Source organism: Marivita sp. (assembly GCF_022763305.1).
Classification (GTDB): domain Bacteria; phylum Pseudomonadota; class Alphaproteobacteria; order Rhodobacterales; family Rhodobacteraceae; genus Marivita.
Window position 1 is genome coordinate 155,695 of record NZ_JALEGT010000121.1, and the last position, 18,337, is coordinate 174,031.

Annotated in this window: 15 protein-coding genes and 1 tRNA gene; 7 read left to right on the forward strand and 9 right to left on the reverse strand. The window is 60.0% G+C overall.

The genetic code is table 11. The annotated features are described in order from the left end of the window. Position 1 precedes the first annotated feature (1 nt). From MRY75_RS21780 to MRY75_RS21790, 3 genes are all read right to left on the reverse strand, one after another. Positions 2–1,180 (reverse strand): acetyl-CoA C-acyltransferase family protein, encoded by a 1,179-nt coding sequence (locus MRY75_RS21780; protein WP_292310175.1) that lies wholly within the window; start codon positions 1,178–1,180, stop codon positions 2–4. A gap of 69 nt (positions 1,181–1,249) precedes the next feature. Continuing rightward, positions 1,250–2,584, reverse strand: coding sequence for a mechanosensitive ion channel domain-containing protein (locus MRY75_RS21785; RefSeq protein ID WP_292310177.1), 1,335 nt, complete (start codon positions 2,582–2,584; stop codon positions 1,250–1,252). Between the two features lie 60 nt (positions 2,585–2,644). Further along, the gene (locus MRY75_RS21790; protein WP_292310180.1) at positions 2,645–2,773 is read right to left on the reverse strand and encodes a hypothetical protein; all 129 of its coding nucleotides are present in this window, start codon (positions 2,771–2,773) and stop codon (positions 2,645–2,647) included. 274 nt (positions 2,774–3,047) lie between these two features. On the opposite strand from MRY75_RS21790, the gene leuC reads away from it, so the two are divergent. From leuC to MRY75_RS21825, 7 genes are all read left to right on the forward strand, one after another. Further along, complete coding sequence (leuC, locus tag MRY75_RS21795) at positions 3,048–4,451, forward strand: 3-isopropylmalate dehydratase large subunit (protein ID WP_292310182.1); 1,404 nt, start codon at positions 3,048–3,050, stop codon at positions 4,449–4,451. 83 nt (positions 4,452–4,534) lie between these two features. Further along, positions 4,535–5,140, forward strand: a complete 606-nt coding sequence (gene leuD, locus MRY75_RS21800) for a 3-isopropylmalate dehydratase small subunit (protein WP_292310184.1) — start codon at positions 4,535–4,537, stop codon at positions 5,138–5,140. A 319-nt stretch (positions 5,141–5,459) separates the two neighbouring features. Continuing rightward, a complete protein-coding gene (locus tag MRY75_RS21805) occupies positions 5,460–6,281 on the forward strand; it encodes a hypothetical protein (protein ID WP_292310188.1) in 822 nt (273 codons plus the stop codon). 74 nt (positions 6,282–6,355) lie between these two features. Further along, on the forward strand, positions 6,356–7,246 hold the full coding sequence (locus tag MRY75_RS21810; protein ID WP_292310191.1) for an endonuclease/exonuclease/phosphatase family protein: 891 nt from the start codon (positions 6,356–6,358) through the stop codon (positions 7,244–7,246). 57 nt (positions 7,247–7,303) lie between these two features. Continuing rightward, the gene (gene leuB, locus MRY75_RS21815; RefSeq protein ID WP_292310193.1) at positions 7,304–8,410 is read left to right on the forward strand and encodes a 3-isopropylmalate dehydrogenase; all 1,107 of its coding nucleotides are present in this window, start codon (positions 7,304–7,306) and stop codon (positions 8,408–8,410) included. An 18-nt stretch (positions 8,411–8,428) separates the two neighbouring features. Then, the gene (locus MRY75_RS21820) at positions 8,429–9,409 is read left to right on the forward strand and encodes a DMT family transporter (protein ID WP_292310194.1); all 981 of its coding nucleotides are present in this window, start codon (positions 8,429–8,431) and stop codon (positions 9,407–9,409) included. 85 nt (positions 9,410–9,494) lie between these two features. Beyond that, positions 9,495–9,571 (forward strand) — tRNA-Pro (locus tag MRY75_RS21825). A 21-nt stretch (positions 9,572–9,592) separates the two neighbouring features. Here the strand turns inward: MRY75_RS21825 and MRY75_RS21830 are convergent. The 6 genes from MRY75_RS21830 to dnaA all read right to left on the reverse strand — a co-directional run bounded on the left by MRY75_RS21830 (position 9,593) and on the right by dnaA (position 18,333). Continuing rightward, a complete protein-coding gene (locus MRY75_RS21830) occupies positions 9,593–10,618 on the reverse strand; it encodes a phosphotransferase (RefSeq protein WP_292310196.1) in 1,026 nt (341 codons plus the stop codon). Continuing rightward, complete coding sequence (locus MRY75_RS21835; RefSeq protein ID WP_292310199.1) at positions 10,615–11,844, reverse strand: acyl-CoA dehydrogenase family protein; 1,230 nt, start codon at positions 11,842–11,844, stop codon at positions 10,615–10,617. The genes MRY75_RS21830 and MRY75_RS21835 overlap by 4 nt, the downstream gene beginning before the upstream one ends. Positions 11,845–12,013: 169 nt before the next feature. Further along, a complete protein-coding gene (gene gyrB / locus MRY75_RS21840) occupies positions 12,014–14,431 on the reverse strand; it encodes a DNA topoisomerase (ATP-hydrolyzing) subunit B (protein WP_292310200.1) in 2,418 nt (805 codons plus the stop codon). Between the two features lie 107 nt (positions 14,432–14,538). Beyond that, complete coding sequence (gene recF / locus MRY75_RS21845; protein WP_292310201.1) at positions 14,539–15,648, reverse strand: DNA replication/repair protein RecF; 1,110 nt, start codon at positions 15,646–15,648, stop codon at positions 14,539–14,541. Positions 15,649–15,677: 29 nt separating this feature from the next. Continuing rightward, positions 15,678–16,796 (reverse strand): DNA polymerase III subunit beta, encoded by a 1,119-nt coding sequence (gene dnaN, locus MRY75_RS21850; protein ID WP_292310202.1) that lies wholly within the window; start codon positions 16,794–16,796, stop codon positions 15,678–15,680. A 154-nt stretch (positions 16,797–16,950) separates the two neighbouring features. Continuing rightward, positions 16,951–18,333, reverse strand: coding sequence for a chromosomal replication initiator protein DnaA (gene dnaA / locus MRY75_RS21855; protein WP_292310252.1), 1,383 nt, complete (start codon positions 18,331–18,333; stop codon positions 16,951–16,953). Positions 18,334–18,337 lie beyond the last annotated feature (4 nt).

Below are 18,337 nucleotides of genomic sequence, written 5' to 3' on the forward strand. Positions count from 1 at the left end.
GTCACAGCCGCTCCAGAGCGAGCGCGATGCCCTGTCCACCGCCGATGCACATTGTAATCAGTGCTTTGCTGCCGCCGATGCGTTCCAGTTCATATAGGGCCTTGATCGTGATGATCGCGCCGGTGGCCCCGACTGGATGGCCCAGAGCGATGGCTCCTCCGTTCGGGTTGACCTTGGCTGGATCGAGCCCGAGCCCCTTGTTGACCGCGAGCGCCTGAGCCGCGAAGGCTTCGTTGCTTTCGATCACGTCGAAATCGCTGGAGGACAGACCTGTTCGGGCAAGCAGGTTTTCGACAGCAGGCACCGGGCCGATGCCCATCACCTCGGGCCGCACTCCGGCATGGGCATAACCAAGTATCCGGGCTTTCGGTTTGAGCCCGGCCTTCTGTGCGGCGGAAGCGGTGGCCAGAACGACAGCCGCCGCACCATCGTTGATTCCCGAGGCGTTTCCAGCGGTGACGGTGCCATCCTTCTGGAACACGGTCTTCAGCCCGGCCAGAGCCTCTCGCGTCGTAGCCTTGGGGTGTTCGTCCGTATCGAAAGGCACCATGTCGCGTTTGATCTTCACCTCTACGGGCACGATTTGGCTGGCAAAGCGGCCTTCGGCAATCGCTTGGGCCGCGCGCTTCTGGCTTTCCAGCGCAAAGGCGTCCTGCGCGTCACGGCTGATGTCGTGTTCTGCTGCGACGTTTTCCGCCGTCACACCCATATGGCCGGTCCCAAACGGACAATTCAGCGCGCCAAGCATCATGTCCAGCGTGCGGATGTCCCCCATTTTGGCGCCCCAGCGCTGGTCCGGCACGATATAGGGTGACCGGCTCATGCTTTCGGCGCCACCCGCCAGCGCAAACTTTGCATCACCCAACATGAGCGACTGAATGGCCGACACGATGGCTTGAGCGCCCGACCCGCACAGGCGGTTCACGTTCATCGCAGGTGTGGTTTCCGGGATGCCGGCCTGCATCGCGGCGACCCGGCTCAGGTACATGTCGCGGGGTTCGGTATTGATCACATGACCGAACACGACATGCCCGATCAGACCACCCTCGACGCCCGATCTGTCCAGCGCGGCCCGCGCCACCGCTGCGCCAAGGTCGATCGGAGGTGTTGCAGCGAGGGAGCCGCCAAAAGTGCCGATTGCGGTGCGCGCACCGTCCAGAAGTACGATATCGTCTGCCATGTGAGTGTCCTTTGATCCGTCGGCTGCACTATGGGCGAGCCGGAACGTGCTGTCAGCCGCAACGTTCCGTCAGTCGGGCAGCTTCGTTGTCGCAAGCTGCGAGCCTTCGAGCATTTTCACCTCGCGTTGCGGGAAGGGTATGGAAATCCCATGCTCGTGGAACGCGTCCCAGAGTGCCAAGTAGACGTTGCCCCGGATATTGGTCAGCCCACCTGTTGGATCCCGGATCCAGAACCTCAGGATATAGTCCACGGAACTGTCGCCGAACCCGACGATATGGCACACCGGCGGCTTGAAGCTCAGAACACGATCCACCGATTTTGCCGCTTCGATGGCGATCTTGCGGACCTTGTGCGGATCGTCGGAATAGGCCGTGCCGAAATAGATGTCCAAGCGCACGAATTCGTTGGAATGCGACCAGTTCACCACCTGTCCGGTGATGAGGTCTTCGTTCGGGATCAGGTATTCCTTGCCGTCGCGGGTGACGACGCTCACGTAGCGCGCGCCCAGTGAATTGATCCAGCCGAACGTGTCTCCGAGAGAGATCACGTCTCCGGGTTTGATCGACTTGTCGAGAAGGATGATGATGCCGGACACGAGGTTCGACACGACCTTTTGCAGGCCAAACCCCAACCCCACACCGATGGCCCCGGACAGAACGGCCAGTCCGGTCAGGTCGACGCCAACGATGCGCAGTCCGAGAAAGAAGGCTGCGCCGAACAGAAGCACTTGCAGGAACTTGATCGCCAGAACCTGCATGGAGGGCGAGATGTCTTCGTTCCTGCGGATCGTCGCTGCGGTGGTGCCGCTGATCAGTCGTGCCGCTGTCAGGAGGGCGGCAAGGATCACAACCGCCTGGATTACAAGCCAGGCCGAGAGCCGGGTCTCGCCGATGGAGATGGCCGCGCTGTCCAGAAGCGTCTGGGTTTCGTCCGCCAGCCCGGTGATCGACAGCGTCACCCAGGCCCAGGCCCCGTAACGGACGATCCCGCGCAGAAGCGTGTTCTTGATGAGCCGCGTGGCAAAGGCGATGAGCAGCCACGCGGTCGCCAGGTTCGCGATGATTGACAACAGGTAGGATCGGGAAGGCCATGTCAGTTCGCGCATCAGGATGACGACGATCCAGATCAGCACGACGAACAGGACCATACGCAGGCGGCGGTGGAACACCACGAGGGCACGCATCCGCCATTTTGGCCAGCCTTCCAGACCGCGCATCCACTCATGCATGCGTGGCTTGATGACCGCAGCCGTCAGATGTGCCGTCAGAAACAGTCCAAGCGCGATCAGAAGTTGATAGGCGTTCCAGGGGCGCAGCAGGCTTCCTACAAACGTATCCGCCCAGGTGAACAGGCCGCGTGTGACTTCGGCGAGTGTTTCGGCTGAGACGAGATCGGGGCCCATTCCATTTCCGGTTGGTTGCGTGCTGTCAGCGTCGCATCGTGCCGCCGACAGCGCAACCTCTTAGCCGCCAAAAGGCAGAGCGATCACCATGGGGCCGAGATCCGTATCCGCACCGGCTGCATGTACGATCAGACCTGCACACAGGACCGCGATCAAACCCAGGTTGATGATGTTCAGTTTGGTCAGCATTTTACCCCTCGCTAATCCAGTACGTCGCGAGGGTTGCGTTGGATCATTTTGGCGATGTGTTTCAGACCGAATGCGCCGCTGCGCGCCGCCCTTGCGGCGGGGCGGGCCGATGATGTATGGCAACGCCATGGAAATGGTATTCGATCTGGATGAACGCGCGCGTTTGCGGGAACGTTTCTTCGGTGCGACACATACGGTGCTCGCGCGGCTATAATCCTGCGCCCGAGCCAACACGACCCTACCCCACAATCTAGACACCCAAGGGAGAGGACCCATGTCCCCCAAAACGCTCTATGACAAGATCTGGGATGCCCATGTCGCGCATGAAGCCGACGATGGCACCTGCCTTCTGTATATCGACCGTCACCTCGTTCACGAGGTGACCAGCCCGCAGGCTTTCGAAGGTCTGCGCATGGCTGGGCGTTCGGTGCGTGCGCCGGACAAGACCATCGCCGTGCCGGATCACAACGTGCCCACGACTCCGGGCCGCGAAGACCCCAAGAACATGACCGAAGACAGCGCGATTCAAGTCGCGGCCCTGGACAAGAACGCCAAGGACTTCGGAATTCACTACTATCCCGTGTCCGATGTCCGCCAGGGCATCGTCCACATCGTCGGGCCGGAACAGGGATGGACCCTTCCGGGCATGACCGTGGTTTGCGGTGACAGCCACACGGCGACCCACGGCGCCTTTGGTGCGCTTGCGCATGGGATTGGGACGTCCGAGGTCGAGCATGTTCTGGCCACCCAGACCCTGATCCAGAAGAAATCCAAGAACATGAAGGTCGAGATCACCGGCAAGCTGCGTCCCGGTGTGACCGCCAAGGACATCACCCTTTCGGTGATCGGCAAGACCGGCACCGCCGGCGGCACCGGTTACGTCATTGAATATTGCGGTGAGGCGATCCGCGATCTGTCGATGGAAGGCCGGATGACCGTGTGCAACATGGCCATCGAAGGTGGCGCCCGCGCTGGCCTGATCGCGCCGGATGAGAAGACCTTCGACTATGTCAAGGGCCGTCCGCATGCGCCGAAAGGCGCCCAGTGGGAAGCGGCGCTCAACTGGTGGAAGACGCTCTACTCCGATGACGACGCGCACTGGGACAAGGTGATCACAATCAAGGGTGAAGACATCGCGCCTGTCGTGACCTGGGGCACCTCGCCCGAGGATGTGCTTCCGATCACTGCCGAAGTGCCCGCTCCGGAAAGCTTTGAAGGCGGCAAGGTTGGTGCGGCACAACGCTCGCTGGAATATATGGGTCTGAAGCCGGGCCAGAAACTGTCCGATATCGAGATTGATACGGTTTTCATCGGTTCCTGCACCAATGGACGCATCGAAGACCTGCGGGCTGCTGCAGAAATCCTGAAAGGCAAGAAAATCGCCGTGAAGCGCGCGATGGTCGTGCCGGGTTCGGGTCTGGTCCGGGCGCAGGCCGAAGAAGAAGGACTTGCGGACATCTTCCGCGAGGCCGGTTTCGAATGGCGGCTTGCGGGCTGTTCCATGTGCCTCGCTATGAACCCCGATCAGTTGGCACCGGGCGAACGCTGTGCGGCCACGTCCAATCGCAACTTCGAAGGCCGTCAGGGCCGGGGCGGTCGCACGCACCTGATGTCACCGGCTATGGCGGCGGCGGCAGCGATTACAGGCAAGCTGACCGATGTTCGGGAAATGATGTGACAGGATCGCTCATCAAGCCTGCCGGCTTTCTTCGCGAAGAGAGCCGAAAGGCTCGATGAGCGCCGCACCATAGGAAAAGACACATGGAAAAATTCGAAAAACTCACCGGGATCGCAGCGCCTATGCCGCTGGTGAATATCGACACCGATATGATCATCCCCAAGCAGTTCCTGAAGACGATCAAGCGGTCGGGTCTTGGCGTGAACCTCTTCGACGAGATGCGCTACGACGACAATGGCAACGAGATCCCTGATTTCGTGCTGAACAAACCGCAATACCGCGATGCGGAGATCCTTGTTGCAGGTGATAATTTCGGCTGCGGCTCCTCGCGTGAGCATGCGCCCTGGGCGCTGAAGGACTTCGGCATTCGGTCGATCATCTCGACCTCCTTTGCCGACATCTTCTACAACAACTGCTTCAAGAACGGCATTCTGCCCATCATTCTGCCGAAAGAGGCCGTCGACGTCCTGATGAAGGACGCAGAGAAGGGCTCGAATGCACGGATGACCGTTGATCTTGAGAACCAGACGGTCACAAGTTCGGACGGCGAGGTATTCTCGTTCGAACTGGACAGCTTCAAGAAGCATTGCCTGATGAACGGTCTCGATGACATCGGTCTGACCATGGAGAAAGCGGCTGCCATCGACAGTTTCGAGGCTCAGGCGTCTCAGGCCCGCCCTTGGGTGTGATACCATCCTCAAATGCGTTGAAAGGCCGTCCCTCGGGGCGGCCTTTGTTTTTCAAGGCAGCTACCAGATATTGTGCGTCTTTCAGACAATGCCATATTTCGCAGCACCGGCTGATGTAATCGCGCACCAGTTTGTTTGGCAGTCCAATGATTTCAATGGATAAGCCAACAGCAGAGTTGAGCCGTCCTGCAAACTTGGGCAAAACTGGGGCAACAATGAGGCAGTCCGCCACCTCCCGGCGGCACAAATTTGGAACAAGGTCGCGGCAACGTATCGCGACAGTCCGGTTTGAAGGGAAACCAAAGTGGTCAAGCGGATCATGGGATCAGCTGTGCGCGCGCTGTTGATGGCGTTCCTCGTGATGATACCGTCGCTGGTGTTGCCGGGCACGTCGAGTGATGCCGCGCAGATGGCAGCGCTGGTCGCGTTGGTGGCCGCTGTGGTGACCTTTGCCGAATACACCAGCGAATATCCGACCTTCCTCGAATTCCGGAATGCGCCGCCGTTCAACCGTTTGCGATTTCTGGCGCTCTTTTTCTGCGTCTGGTTCGCGTCGGTGCTGATGGCGTCCGACATGCGGGCCGTCGCCGGGCCGCCAACGTTGATCCATACGCTTGCCCAGAATGCGGGCTGGATTCTGGATTTCCCGTATTCACCCGTCCGATTGATGTCGATCGCTTTTGCCGATCTACCGGTCTGGTTTGATGTCGGCGCGGCAACGCGCATTGCCAGTCTGCTCTTGTCGGTCACGATGATCGCGTTGTTGCTATTCTGGATTCACGCTCGTTTCATCTTCTGGCCGATCCGGAAGTCTGCTTTCAACTTCTGGATCAACCTTCCCCTGTTCGATCCCACCTCCGGCAAGGACGTGCTGTTCCGGCTCAAGCGGGATGCCCATTTTAACCTCGCGTTAGGGTTTTTGCTGCCATTCCTGATCCCGGCGTTGCTGCGGATGTGGATCGGAGCCTTCGATGCCTCGATGCTGGCGATGCCGGAAATCCTGATTTGGGTGCTGTGCGCGTGGGCGTTTCTGCCATTGACCTTGATGATGCGCGGGATCGCGCTGTTCCGCGTCGCAGCGCTGATCGAGGAAAAGCGCCGTCGTGCCTATGCACAGCAGGACGAATTGCAGCTTATCTGACTTGTCTCGTATTTGGCCATTGTTCAGGCGCAGCACCCGCCCTTGCGGCGGAACTTCGCGTCGCGCTCTGGCATGTGCCCCTGACGCGGGATGCACCGGGCCTGCTTCTGCGCGATGTGCTCGAACGCGAGTCGTCCGTTGTGCGGATCGCCAATGCGATCGCCGAGGCAGAGGCCGATATCATCGTCCTGACCCGGTTCGATTTTGACGCCAGCGGCATCACTCTGCGCGCCTTTGCAGAGCTTGTTGGACAAGGCTTCGATCACGGCCTGCAGCTGCGATCAAACGCCGGTGTGCCCACGGGGCTCGATCTTGACGCGGATGGCCGGTTGGCTGAACCCGAGGACGCACAGGCCTATGGACGCTTTCCCGGACAGGAAGCGCTGGCGCTCTTGTCCCGGTTCCCGATCCTGTCCGATGAGGCACATGGGTACAACGCGGAGCTTTGGCGCGACATGCCCGACACGTTGATGATGCCTACCGATCCCGGATGGGATATACAGCGCCTGTCGAGCGGCGGGCATTGGACCGTACCGATACATTTTCCAGATGGCGAAACCACTCGGACCGTCACGATCCTTGCCGGGCATGCCGGTCCCCCGGTCTTTGACGGGCCAGAAGATCGCAATGGTCGGCGCAACCGGGACGAATTGCGGCTGTGGACCCGGATTCTCGCCGTGACGGACCCGCCATTTGTCTTCATGGCCAATACGAACCTCGACCCGGAACGTGGCGAGGGTGACCGCGATGCCATGGCGGCCTTCCTGAGGCAGGATTTGTTGAGGGACCCTTTGCCCGGGCAGGTCACGGCCCATTGGTCGCGTCCCGGTCCGATGCGCGTGTCCTATATCCTGCCTTCCGCCGAGGTCGAAGTTCAAGCGGCGCGCGTCTGGCCTGTGATCGAGGATCAGCAGCACAGCCTGATTACGATGGACTTGGTCCTGCCGGATGCGGCCTTGCCTTGACCCTTTGAGCCAGCGGGTCTACGCGATGGGCAATCCAGTTGATCAAAGGAACCCATGATGAGCAACGCTTCGCTTTTGATATTGCCCGGTGACGGGATCGGCCCCGAGGTGATGGCCGAGGTGCGCAAGATCATTGAGTGGTATGGCGCCAAGCGTGACCTGACATTCGACGTGAGCGAAGATCTGGTGGGCGGTGCCGCCTATGACAAGCACGGCACGCCTTTGCATGACGACACGATGGCCAAGGCGCAAGAGGTCGACGCCGTGCTCTTGGGTGCCGTTGGTGGACCGAAATACGACAGTCTAGATTTCAGTGTGAAGCCGGAACGCGGGTTGCTGCGTTTGCGCAAGGAAATGGACCTTTTTGCCAATCTTCGTCCGGCGCAGTGCTTTGATGCGCTTGCTGATTTTTCGTCCCTGAAGAAGGACGTTGTTGCCGGCCTCGACATCATGATCGTGCGTGAATTGACCAGCGGGATCTATTTTGGCGAACCGCGCGGTATCTTCGAAGAAGGCAACGAGCGGGTTGGCATCAACACCCAGCGTTATACGGAATCCGAGATCGACCGCGTTGCGCGCTCTGCCTTCGAATTGGCCCGTCGCCGGAACAACAAGGTCTGTTCCATGGAAAAAGCCAACGTGATGGAATCGGGCATCCTGTGGCGCGAAGTTGTCCAGAAAGTCCACGACGAGGATTACCCCGATGTGGAACTCTCGCACATGTATGCAGACGCCGGCGCGATGCAGCTTTGCCGCTGGCCCAAGCAGTTCGATGTGATCGTAACTGACAACCTTTTTGGTGACCTTCTGTCCGACGCAGCCGCTATGCTGACCGGGAGCCTCGGCATGCTGCCCTCCGCCAGCCTCGGCGCGCCGATGGCGAATGGCCGTCCCAAGGCGCTTTACGAACCGGTACACGGTTCCGCTCCGGACATCGCAGGGCAGGGCAAGGCGAACCCGATCGCCTGTATCCTCAGCTTTGCGATGGCGCTGCGCTACTCTTTCGATCAAGGTGACGAAGCGGCCCGCCTCGAAGCCGCCATCGAAAAAGTGCTCGCCGACGGTGCACGCACCGCAGACCTGATGGGTCCAGAAGGCGGCACACCGATGTCCACGTCCGACATGGGTGAAGCCATCGTCGCGGCACTTGACGCGAGTCTCTGATCAAGGAAAGGGCCAGCCATGTCTTCGAATGTCAAAGGCGCATTGCTGGCCCTTCTCGCCTTCGGGCTCTATTCGACACACGACGTCTTCATCAAGATTCTTGGATCGACCTATTCGCCGATCCAGATCGTCTTTTTCAGCGTTCTTCTGAGCTTTCCTCTCGCCACGCTCATGCTGATGCGCGATGCCACACCGGGCACGCTTGTCCCGGTTCATCCATGGTGGATGGCCGTCCGCACCGTGGCGGCTGTCATCACGGGGATCTCGGCCTTTTACGCCTTCTCGGTTCTACCCCTGACGCAGACCTATGCGATTCTCTTCGCGACTCCGCTGATCATCACCGTCCTGTCGATTCCGATCCTTGGCGAAACAGTGCGTCTGCGCCGCTGGATGGCGGTCATCGTCGGCCTGATCGGTGTGATGGTCGTGCTTCGTCCCGGATCGACCGAACTGACACTTGGACATGCCGCGGCGATCCTCGCGGCCTTTGGCGGTGCCTTCGCTTCCATCGTCGTCCGCAAGATCGGCGCCGAGGAACGGACCGTCGTGATGCTGCTTTACCCGATGGTTGCCAACTTCGTGGTAACGGGCCTTGCGCTTGCTTTTGTCTACAAGCCGATGCCGATCGAACATCTGGGCATGCTGGCGGTGATTTCCATCATGGCCTGGATTGCCGGTCGTATCATCATCACCGCCTATCGGACCGGTGAGGCGGCCATTGTCGCGCCGATGCAATATTCACAGATCCTGTGGGCCACCGGATTCGGCCTTCTGTTCTTTGGCGAAACGACAGATAGTTACACCGCAGCCGGGGCCGCGATCATCATTGCCTCGGGCATGTATATCGTGTTCCGCGAAAGCCGGGGTGGCACATCGAAAACAACGCCGGTTCTGCGCACCCGCACGCGGTTTGCCACGCCATCCATGCCGCGTTTGGGAGACATAATGCGCTCGGGGCGCTACCGCGACGCGCCTGCGAACTCTGGCGGTCGCGAGTAGCGTCGAATTCCGCGAAATCAGGTATGGTTTTGCCAAATCAAGGCTTGTCAAATCCCCACGCGGGCAGTACTCCCCCGTGCACGGTCGGGCTGTAGCGCAGCCTGGTAGCGCACCTGCTTCGGGAGCAGGGGGTCGGAGGTTCGAATCCTCTCAGCCCGACCAAATTCTCAGAACACGTCACGTTCAGACGGTAGCAGCTGCTTGCAAACCGCCCTTGGCGAAAGCAGGCACATAAGCTCCAAGTTCCAAAGCCTTCTCGGGATTCGAGGCGTTGCCATCCAGCGCTCTGCGTTTGACGCCCTGCAGGATCGACGCCATTCGGAAAAAGGCAAAGGCAAGATAAAACCCGAACCTGTCGATGCCGGGCAAACCCATGCGTTGGCAATAGGCGTCAATGAAAGCCTGATCCTCGGGAATGCCCAGAGGCGCGCGGTCGACTTCGGCAAGCCCGCGTCCTGCCTCTCCCGGCGGCAGAGACCATTGCATGATCACTGCGGCAAGATCGGCAAAGGGATGACCCAGCGTCGACAATTCCCAGTCCAGAACGGCAACACAGTCTGGCTGGTGCGGTGCGAACAGCAGGTTGTCGATCCTGTAATCGCCATGCACCAACGTGACGCGCCCGTCGTCTTCGGGCAGGTTATGTTCAAGCCACTCGATGAGCGCATCCATATCCGGAATAGTCTCAGTCTCGCTGGCGCGATACTGTTTGGTCCATCGACCGATCTGTCGCTGGTAGTAATTGCCCTGCGGCCCGTAATCGCCCAGCTTGGTCGCGTCGAGGTCCACCAAATGGATGGCCGCCAAGACACGGTTCATCTCGTTGAAGATTGCCGTCCGCTCTGAAGCGCTGATGTCTGGCAGGCGCGGATCGACAAAGCTACGCCCGACCACGTGATCCATGATATAGAACATCGAGCCGATGACGGCGTCGTCCTCGCAGAGGGCGTGCATACGTGCGACGGGGACGTCGGTGTCGGCCAGTGCGCGCTGCACCCGGAATTCGCGGTCGACCGCATGGGCCGACTTCAGCAATTGTCCCGGCGGCTTGCGGCGCAGCACGTAGGTTCCGGATGGCGCGTTCAGCTTGAAGGTCGGGTTGGATTGCCCGGTTGCGAATTTCTCGATCTCAATCGGGCCGCGAAAGCCGGCGACATGGGTCTGCATCCACGTCGTCACAGGCTTTGGGTCGAAGAACGCGTGGCTCATGTGTTTGTGTATTTCCGCAATTCGGCGCGGGCCACCTGACGGCGATGCACAGCATCCGGACCGTCCGCAAAACGAAGTGTGCGCAGATGCGTCCACATCCGCCAGAGAGGCGTGTCCTGGCTGATCCCCGTGCCGCCATAAAGCTGCATGGCCTCATCGACGACCTTGAGCGAGACGAGCGGCGCGACGACCTTGATCTGGCTGATCCAGGGTTGGGCCGCACGCGTACCCTGCGTGTCCATCATCCATGCCGCCTTGAGACACAAAAGCCGGGCCTGTTCGATCTCCATCCGCGCATTGGCGATGATGTCGTAATTGGCACCCAGCTCCACCAGCGGTTTGCCGAACGCCTCGCGATGCAGACCGCGCAAGCACATCAGTTCCAGCGCCTTTTCCGCCAGGCCGATGGAACGCATGCAGTGATGGATACGTCCCGGCCCAAGCCGGCCTTGCGCCACCTCGAACCCGCGCCCTTCGCCCAGAACGATGTTCTTGGCAGGCACGCGGACATTCGTGAAACGCAGATGCATATGCCCATGCGGCGCATCATCCTGCCCGAATACGTGCATCGGGCGCAGCACCTCTATTCCCGGCGTATCGGCGTCCATGACGAACATCGTATGGCGGCTGTGCTTTGCGGCATCCGGTGCCGTGCAAGCCATCAGGATGTAAACGGCACAGCGCGGATCCCCAGCGCCCGAGATCCAGTATTTCTCGCCTTTCAAAACCCAGTCATCGCCATCCTTGCGCGCCTCGAAGGCCAGTTGCGCGGCATCGGACGAGGCAACGTCGGGTTCCGTCATCACGTAAGACGACCGAATCTCGCCCTCGAGCAAACGCGTCAGCCAGCGCTCTTTCATCCAGTCAGCACCATAGCGCTCCAGCACTTCCATGTTGCCGGTATCGGGGGCGGAACAGTTGAACACCTCGGCCGCAAGCGGCACCTTGCCCATTTCCTCGGCAAGATAAGCGTATTCAACTGTCGTCAGGCCGTGACCCTTGTCACTTCCCGTGAGCCAGAAATTCCACAGCCCGCGGTCCTTGGCCATTTTCTTGAGTCCATTCAGAATCTCAAGCTGCCTGTCGGTATGCTGAAAACGGTCGCCTGACGGATGTTTTCCAACTTCATCATGGAACTCGCCATCCAGTGGCGCAATCTCGGTCTCAACCATGTTGCGCACCTTCTCAATGAGTGTGCGCACGCGATCTGATACTCCAAGATCCATCGCGTCATTCCTCCCGTCTGCTGTGTTGCCGGATCGTAGGTCCGAGCCCGGAAATCCACCAGCCCCGAAACGCCATGCGATACCGGGTTTCTTTGGGCCGGATATACCTCAGGTGTTTGGGGAAAGGGTCCCCCAAACCACCGGATTGGCCAAGCCGGTCCAGCCCCGATCAGAAATCGAGGTTCTCGACGCTCAGTGCGTTCTGCTGGATGAACTCGCGGCGCGGTTCGACCACGTCGCCCATCAGCTTGGTGAACAGATCATCCGCTTCGGTCATATCGTCCACCTTGACCTGCAAGAGCGTACGGGCGTCCGGATCAAGCGTGGTTTCCCAGAGCTGATCGGGATTCATCTCGCCCAGACCTTTGTAGCGTTGCAGGGTCAGGCCCTTTTCGCCCTCTTCGAGGATCGCCTTCAAGAGGTCGAGCGGTCCAAAGATCATCTGCTTTCGGTCTTTGCGCACCAACTGGGCGGGCTTGTCGTAGACCGCCTGAAGGCTTTCTGTGAAGCTGCCGGTCTTGCGAGCTTCGCCAGACCGGAGCATGGGGCCGTCCAGTGTCCGGACTTCCTCGACGCCACGCAGGATACGTGCCAGCCGGATGCCGCGATCCTGTGTAATCCGGCCTTGCCATCCGCGTTCATATTCGAGAGCGATCTGGTCCAGACGCGCCGCAACCTTGTCGGCGACACCCTGCAGGTCGGCATCCACGGCGCCGGGAACGAAAGCCCCGGCGATGGCCGATTGCTCGAGGATGTGACGGGGGTAATGCGTCGGGAATGCATCAAGCACGCGCTTGAGCTGACGGGCCTCTTCGACCACGCGCACTAGGTCCTGACCCAGGATGATCTCGCCATTGCCCTGCACGAGTTGTGCCCCGTCGGTGCCCTGCTGGATGAGGTACTCTTCCATCGCGGCCTGATCCTTGAGATAGACCTCGGATTTGCCGCGCATGACCTTGTAGAGCGGCGGCTGGGCAATATACAGATATCCGCCTTCGATCAGCTCCGGCATCTGCCGGTAGAAGAAGGTCAGAAGCAGCGTCCGGATATGGGCGCCGTCCACGTCGGCGTCCGTCATGATGACGATCTTGTGGTAGCGCAGTTTCGAGATGTTGAATTCGTCGCGCCCGATGCCTGTACCCAGCGCCATCACAAGGTTGCCAATCTCCTGACTGCCCAGCATCCGGTCAAACCGCGCGCGTTCGACGTTCAGGATTTTGCCCTTGAGCGGCAGGATCGCTTGCGTGCGCCGGTCTCGTCCCGTCTGCGCTGATCCTCCCGCGCTGTCACCCTCGACAAGGAAGAGTTCGGTCTGCGCGGGGTCCTTTTCGGAGCAATCCTTCAGCTTGCCTGCGAGGAAATTGACATCCATCGCAGTCTTGCGCCGGGTCAGCTCCCGTGCCTTGCGTGCCGCCTCGCGGGCCAACGCGGCCTCGACGATCTTGCCGACAATGCGCTTGGCCTCGTTCGGGTTTTCTTCGAACCATTCCGCGAGCTTTTCGTTCACCAGGCTTTCAACGGCGGGGCGCACCTCGGACGACACCAGCTTGTCCTTGGTCTGGCTCGAGAACTTGGGGTCGGGCACCTTGACCGACAGCACACAGGTCAAACCTTCGCGCGCATCATCCCCGGTGAAGTTGACCTTTTCCTTCTTTGCGATGCCGGAAGACTGAGCGTAGTTGTTGATGGTCCGGGTCAGCGCAGCACGAAAGCCGGCCATATGCGTGCCGCCATCCCGTTGTGGGATGTTGTTGGTAAAGGGTAGCACGGTCTCGTGGTAGCTGTCGTTCCACCACATCGCCACTTCGACGCCAATGCCGTCGCGATCCCCCGTCATGAAGATCGGCTCTCCCATGACCGGCGCTTTGGATCGGTCGAGATACTTCACGAATTCACGGACACCGCCCTCGTAGAACAGTTCCGACCGCAAGGACTCTGCGGGGCGTTCGTCTTCAAGGATGATGCGCACCCCCGAGTTCAGGAACGCAAGCTCGCGCAGGCGCTTTTCCAAGGTGTGGAAGTCGTAGTCGAGGTTCGAGAAGGTCGTGGTCGAGGCAAGAAAGCGCACTTCAGTGCCCTTTTCCCCCTCAGCTTCGCCGACGATTTCAAGGTGGTGTACGGTATCGCCGCGCTCGAACCGCGCGATATGTTCCTTGCCGTTGCGCCAGACGCGCAATTCCAGCCAGTCGGACAAGGCATTCACAACCGACACACCGACGCCGTGCAGACCACCGGAGACCTTGTAGGAGTTCTGGTCGAATTTGCCGCCCGCATGAAGCTGGGTCATGATGACCTCGGCCGCTGAAACACCTTCTTCCTCGTGGATGTCCACGGGGATGCCCCGACCATTGTCGCGCACCGAAACGCTGTTGTCGGCGTGAATCTTGACCTGCACAAAGTCCGCGTGACCGGCCAGTGCTTCGTCGATCCCGTTGTCCACGACCTCGTACACCATGTGGTGCAGGCCCGAGCCATCGTCGGTATCGCCGATATACATGCCCGGACGTTTGCGGACAGCTTCCAAGCCTTTGAGAACCTTGATGGAATCTGCGCCGTATTCTTCCGGAGCCTGTGCGGGGTCTGCCATGAATTCACCCTTCGTTTTTCTGCTGATTTTATACGCCAAAGCCAAAGGGTTGTCACGCGACTGACACAAGATTTAGCGGTTGTGGGAATTGCCGAGCGGACAGTTTGTCAGGGGGGCGGGCTGGCCGTCACCACCGTGCTGTTTCCGGTTTCCGTCACTTCGAAAAATTGGGCCCTCTCTCCCAATTCAGCAAACAGCTCTGGTCCGGTGCCCGTCATCCATGCCTGCGCTCCCAGCGCGCAGATTTCGTCATACAGCGCGGCCCGCCGTCCGGCATCAAGGTGCGCTGCGACCTCGTCGAGCAGGACGATAGGGGGTGCACCGAAATCTTCGACCAGCGCCCGGGCGTTCGACAACACCAGCGAAATCAGCAAGGCTTTCTGCTCTCCTGTCGAACTGTCGGACGCCGGCACGCCCTTGGCCGCGAAGACACCCTGCAGGTCGGCCCTGTGCGGCCCGATCAAGGTCCGTCCCGCCGCCAGATCGCGCAGTCGGTTGTCTTCGAACGCTTGGCGGAGGTCGGTTTCCTTTTCCGGCATTTCGCCTTCGGTCTGGACAAGCGTCAGGTCCGCCGCAGGGAATTGCGTGCTGGCCTGATCCTGCGCTTTGGCAATCCGTTCCAAGGCGCGGACTCTGTTGGCATGGATCGCAGCACCTGTCTGGGCCATCTGCGCTTCGAGCGCGCGATACCAGATCGGATCACGGACCTGATCCTTCAGCAGGCGATTGCGCTCGCGCATGGCTTTCTCATAGGTCAGCGATATATCGCCGTGTTCGGGAAAGAAGCTAAGGGTCATGCGGTCAAGGAACCGGCGACGACCTTCGGCCCCTTCGATCCAGAGCCGATCCATGGACGGGAGCAGCCACAATAGCCGAACCAACTCGCCCAATCGAGTTTGCGGCGCAGGCTTGTCGTTGATACGGACGATGCGTGGCGCGCCCTGTTCCGACTGAAACGCGATGTCCTGAAGGCCCTCGGGCGTCTCAACCAGCCCGCTCACCTTCCAGCCGAGGGCTTCGGGACGCCGTGTCATCTCTTGCGCAGAGGCACGCCGCATCCCACGGCCCGGCGAGAACAGCGACACAGCCTCGATCAGGTTTGTCTTGCCCGCGCCGTTCGGACCAAACAGCACGACAGGCCGCGCATCAGGGGCAAGCTGCACATGCAGATGAGACCGGAAATGAGACAGCGATAATCGAGTGAGGTGAAGCGGCAACACCGCCCCCTTTCAATGGCGCAAGGCCGTCACACCCGCATCGGCATGACGACATAGACCGCGCTGGTGTCGTTGCCCTCGCGCATCAGGGTCGGATCCCCTGAGGAGTTGAACATGAACACCGCATTTTCGCGATCCACCTGGCTGGCAATTTCGAGCAGGTATTTCGCGTTGAACCCGATCTCCAGCCGGTCATCGCCATAAGCCACCGCCAGCTCTTCTTCGGCCGCGCCGCTGTCAGGCGCGTTGACGGACAGGATCAGGCGGTCCTCGTCAAGCTGCATTTTCACCGCTCGCGACCGTTCGGACGACACGGTTGCCACGCGATCCACCGCCTTGGCGAATTCGGCTGCATCGACTTCAAGCCGACGTGTGTTGCCCTGCGGGATAACGCGGGTGTAGTCGGGGAACGTGCCGTCGATCACCTTGGACGTCAGTGTGATGTCCGGGGTCGCAAAACGCACCTTGGTTTCCGAAACGGAGACAGCGATCTGCATGTCGTCATCATCCAGAAGCTTGCGCATTTCGCCGACTGTCTTGCGGGGCACGATCACGCCGGGCATGCCGGACGCACCGCCGGGTAATGGCGCATCGATGCGGGCAAGGCGATGCCCATCGGTCGCAACGCAGCGCAGAACCTTGCCGTCCTCGCTGTCTGCGATGTGCATGTAGACGCCATTCAGGTAATACCGCGTTTCTTCGGTCGAGATGGCGAATTTCGATTTGTCGAACAGCCGGCGCAGCACCGGCGCAGGGGCCGAGAAATTCGCTGTGTACTCGGACGAGGCCATGACCGGGAAATCTTCTTTCGGCAGGGTCGCGAGCGAAAAGTTCGAACGGCCGGCCTCGACGGTCAGGCGGCCAGAGGCGCTGTCTTCGGACAAGGACACCAGAGCACCATCAGGCAGCTTGCGCACGATCTCGTGGAGTGTGACAGCCGAAACAGTGGTGGCACCCGCGCGTTCCACCTGGGCCACCGCGCGATCGACGACTTCGATATCAAGGTCGGTGGCGCGGAACTGAACCGTGTCGCCCTCGGCCTCGATGAGAACGTTGGCGAGGATGGGAATGGTATTGCGGCGTTCGACAACGGACTGCGCCTGCGCCACCGCCTTGAGCAGTGTTCCGCGTTCCATGCTGAATTTCATGCGTTCATCCCCCGACTAGCCGGACGCCGACAGTAACCCGCATCAGGGTTGCTCTCCAAGCCCTTGTTTTGCAATTTCTTGGCCGGATTGCGCGCAGGGTCAAGGGTGGGCGTGCAGTAACACACGCCACAGCCCGTTTTGTTGTTTCAGGGACTCAGGCTTCGAGCGAACGGCGCAGCAGTTCGATATCTTCTGCGATCTGCGCGTCCTGTTTTTTCAGCTCTTCGATGCGCCGCACACCATGCATGACGGTGGTGTGATCCCGACCTCCGAAATGCCGCCCGATCTCGGGAAGCGACCGCGTGGTCAAGAGCTTGCACAGGTACATGGCGATCTGGCGCGGGCGCGCAAAGGTGCGAACCCGTTTTGGCCCGACCAGATCGGAATGGCGAATGAGGTAGTGATCGGCAACCTTGCGTTGGATCTCTTCGATCGAGACCTTGCGCTCGGACACGCGCAGGATGTCGGTCAGGCATCCCTGTGTCAGATCCATCGAAATCGGTTTGCCCACCAGAGAGGCAAACGCAAACAGACGTGTCAGCGCTCCTTCAAGGATACGCACATTGCTGACGATGCGCGCGGCCAGGAATTCAAGAATGCCGCGTTCCACCTGAAGTCCCGGATACATGCGGGCATACATTTCCGACTTTGATTGCAGGATGCCGAGGCGCAGTTCGTAATCGGTGGGATGCAGGTCGACGACAAGGCCGCTCTGCAGACGCGAGCGGATGCGGTTTTCAAGGTCCTTGATCTCGTCAGGCGCCCGATCTGCAGAAATGATAATCTGCTTATGCTGATCGACCAGCGCATTGAACGTATGGAAGAATTCTTCCTGGGTGCTGTCCTTGCCCGCGATGAATTGGACGTCGTCTACCATCAGCACATCGACGGACCGGAACAGTTCCTTGAAATCCATCATTTTGCGGTCTCGCAACGCCTGCACGAAGCGGTACATGAACTGTTCGGCCGACAGGTTGAGCACGTTCAGATGCGGATGACGGGTGCGCAACTCCCAAGCGATGGCGTGCATCAGGTGCGTCTTGCCGAGACCGACACCGCCATAAAGGAAGAGTGGATTGAACGTCACCGGCCCGCCTTCGGCCACCCGACGCGCGGCAGCATGAGCCAACTCGTTCGGTTTGCCGACGACGAAAGTGTCGAAGGTAAACCGCTTGTCCAGAGGTGATCCGTTCAGGGTGTCAGAACTGTTGTCTGATCTCGTCTGCACTGCCGGGGCGCTCACGGGTTCAGCCGTTGCCTCTGGCGTGTCTGCACGTACATGGCTGTCCTGCGTCGCCAGCACGGTATCGAACACAATGCGGCGCACTGCGGGATTCAGGCGCGTGATCTTGGAGAGTAGAAGGTCACCGTAATTCTGCGAGACGTAGTTGCCCATGAAATTCGTCGGGACCGTGAAGTGCGCGATGCCGTCTTCCGTTCCGATATATGTCAGTGGTTCGATCCAGCTTTGGAACCTGTTGGCCCCCATCGTCTGATGTAGCTCATCCCGAATTGATCCCCACTGATCCTGCGTCATTTGT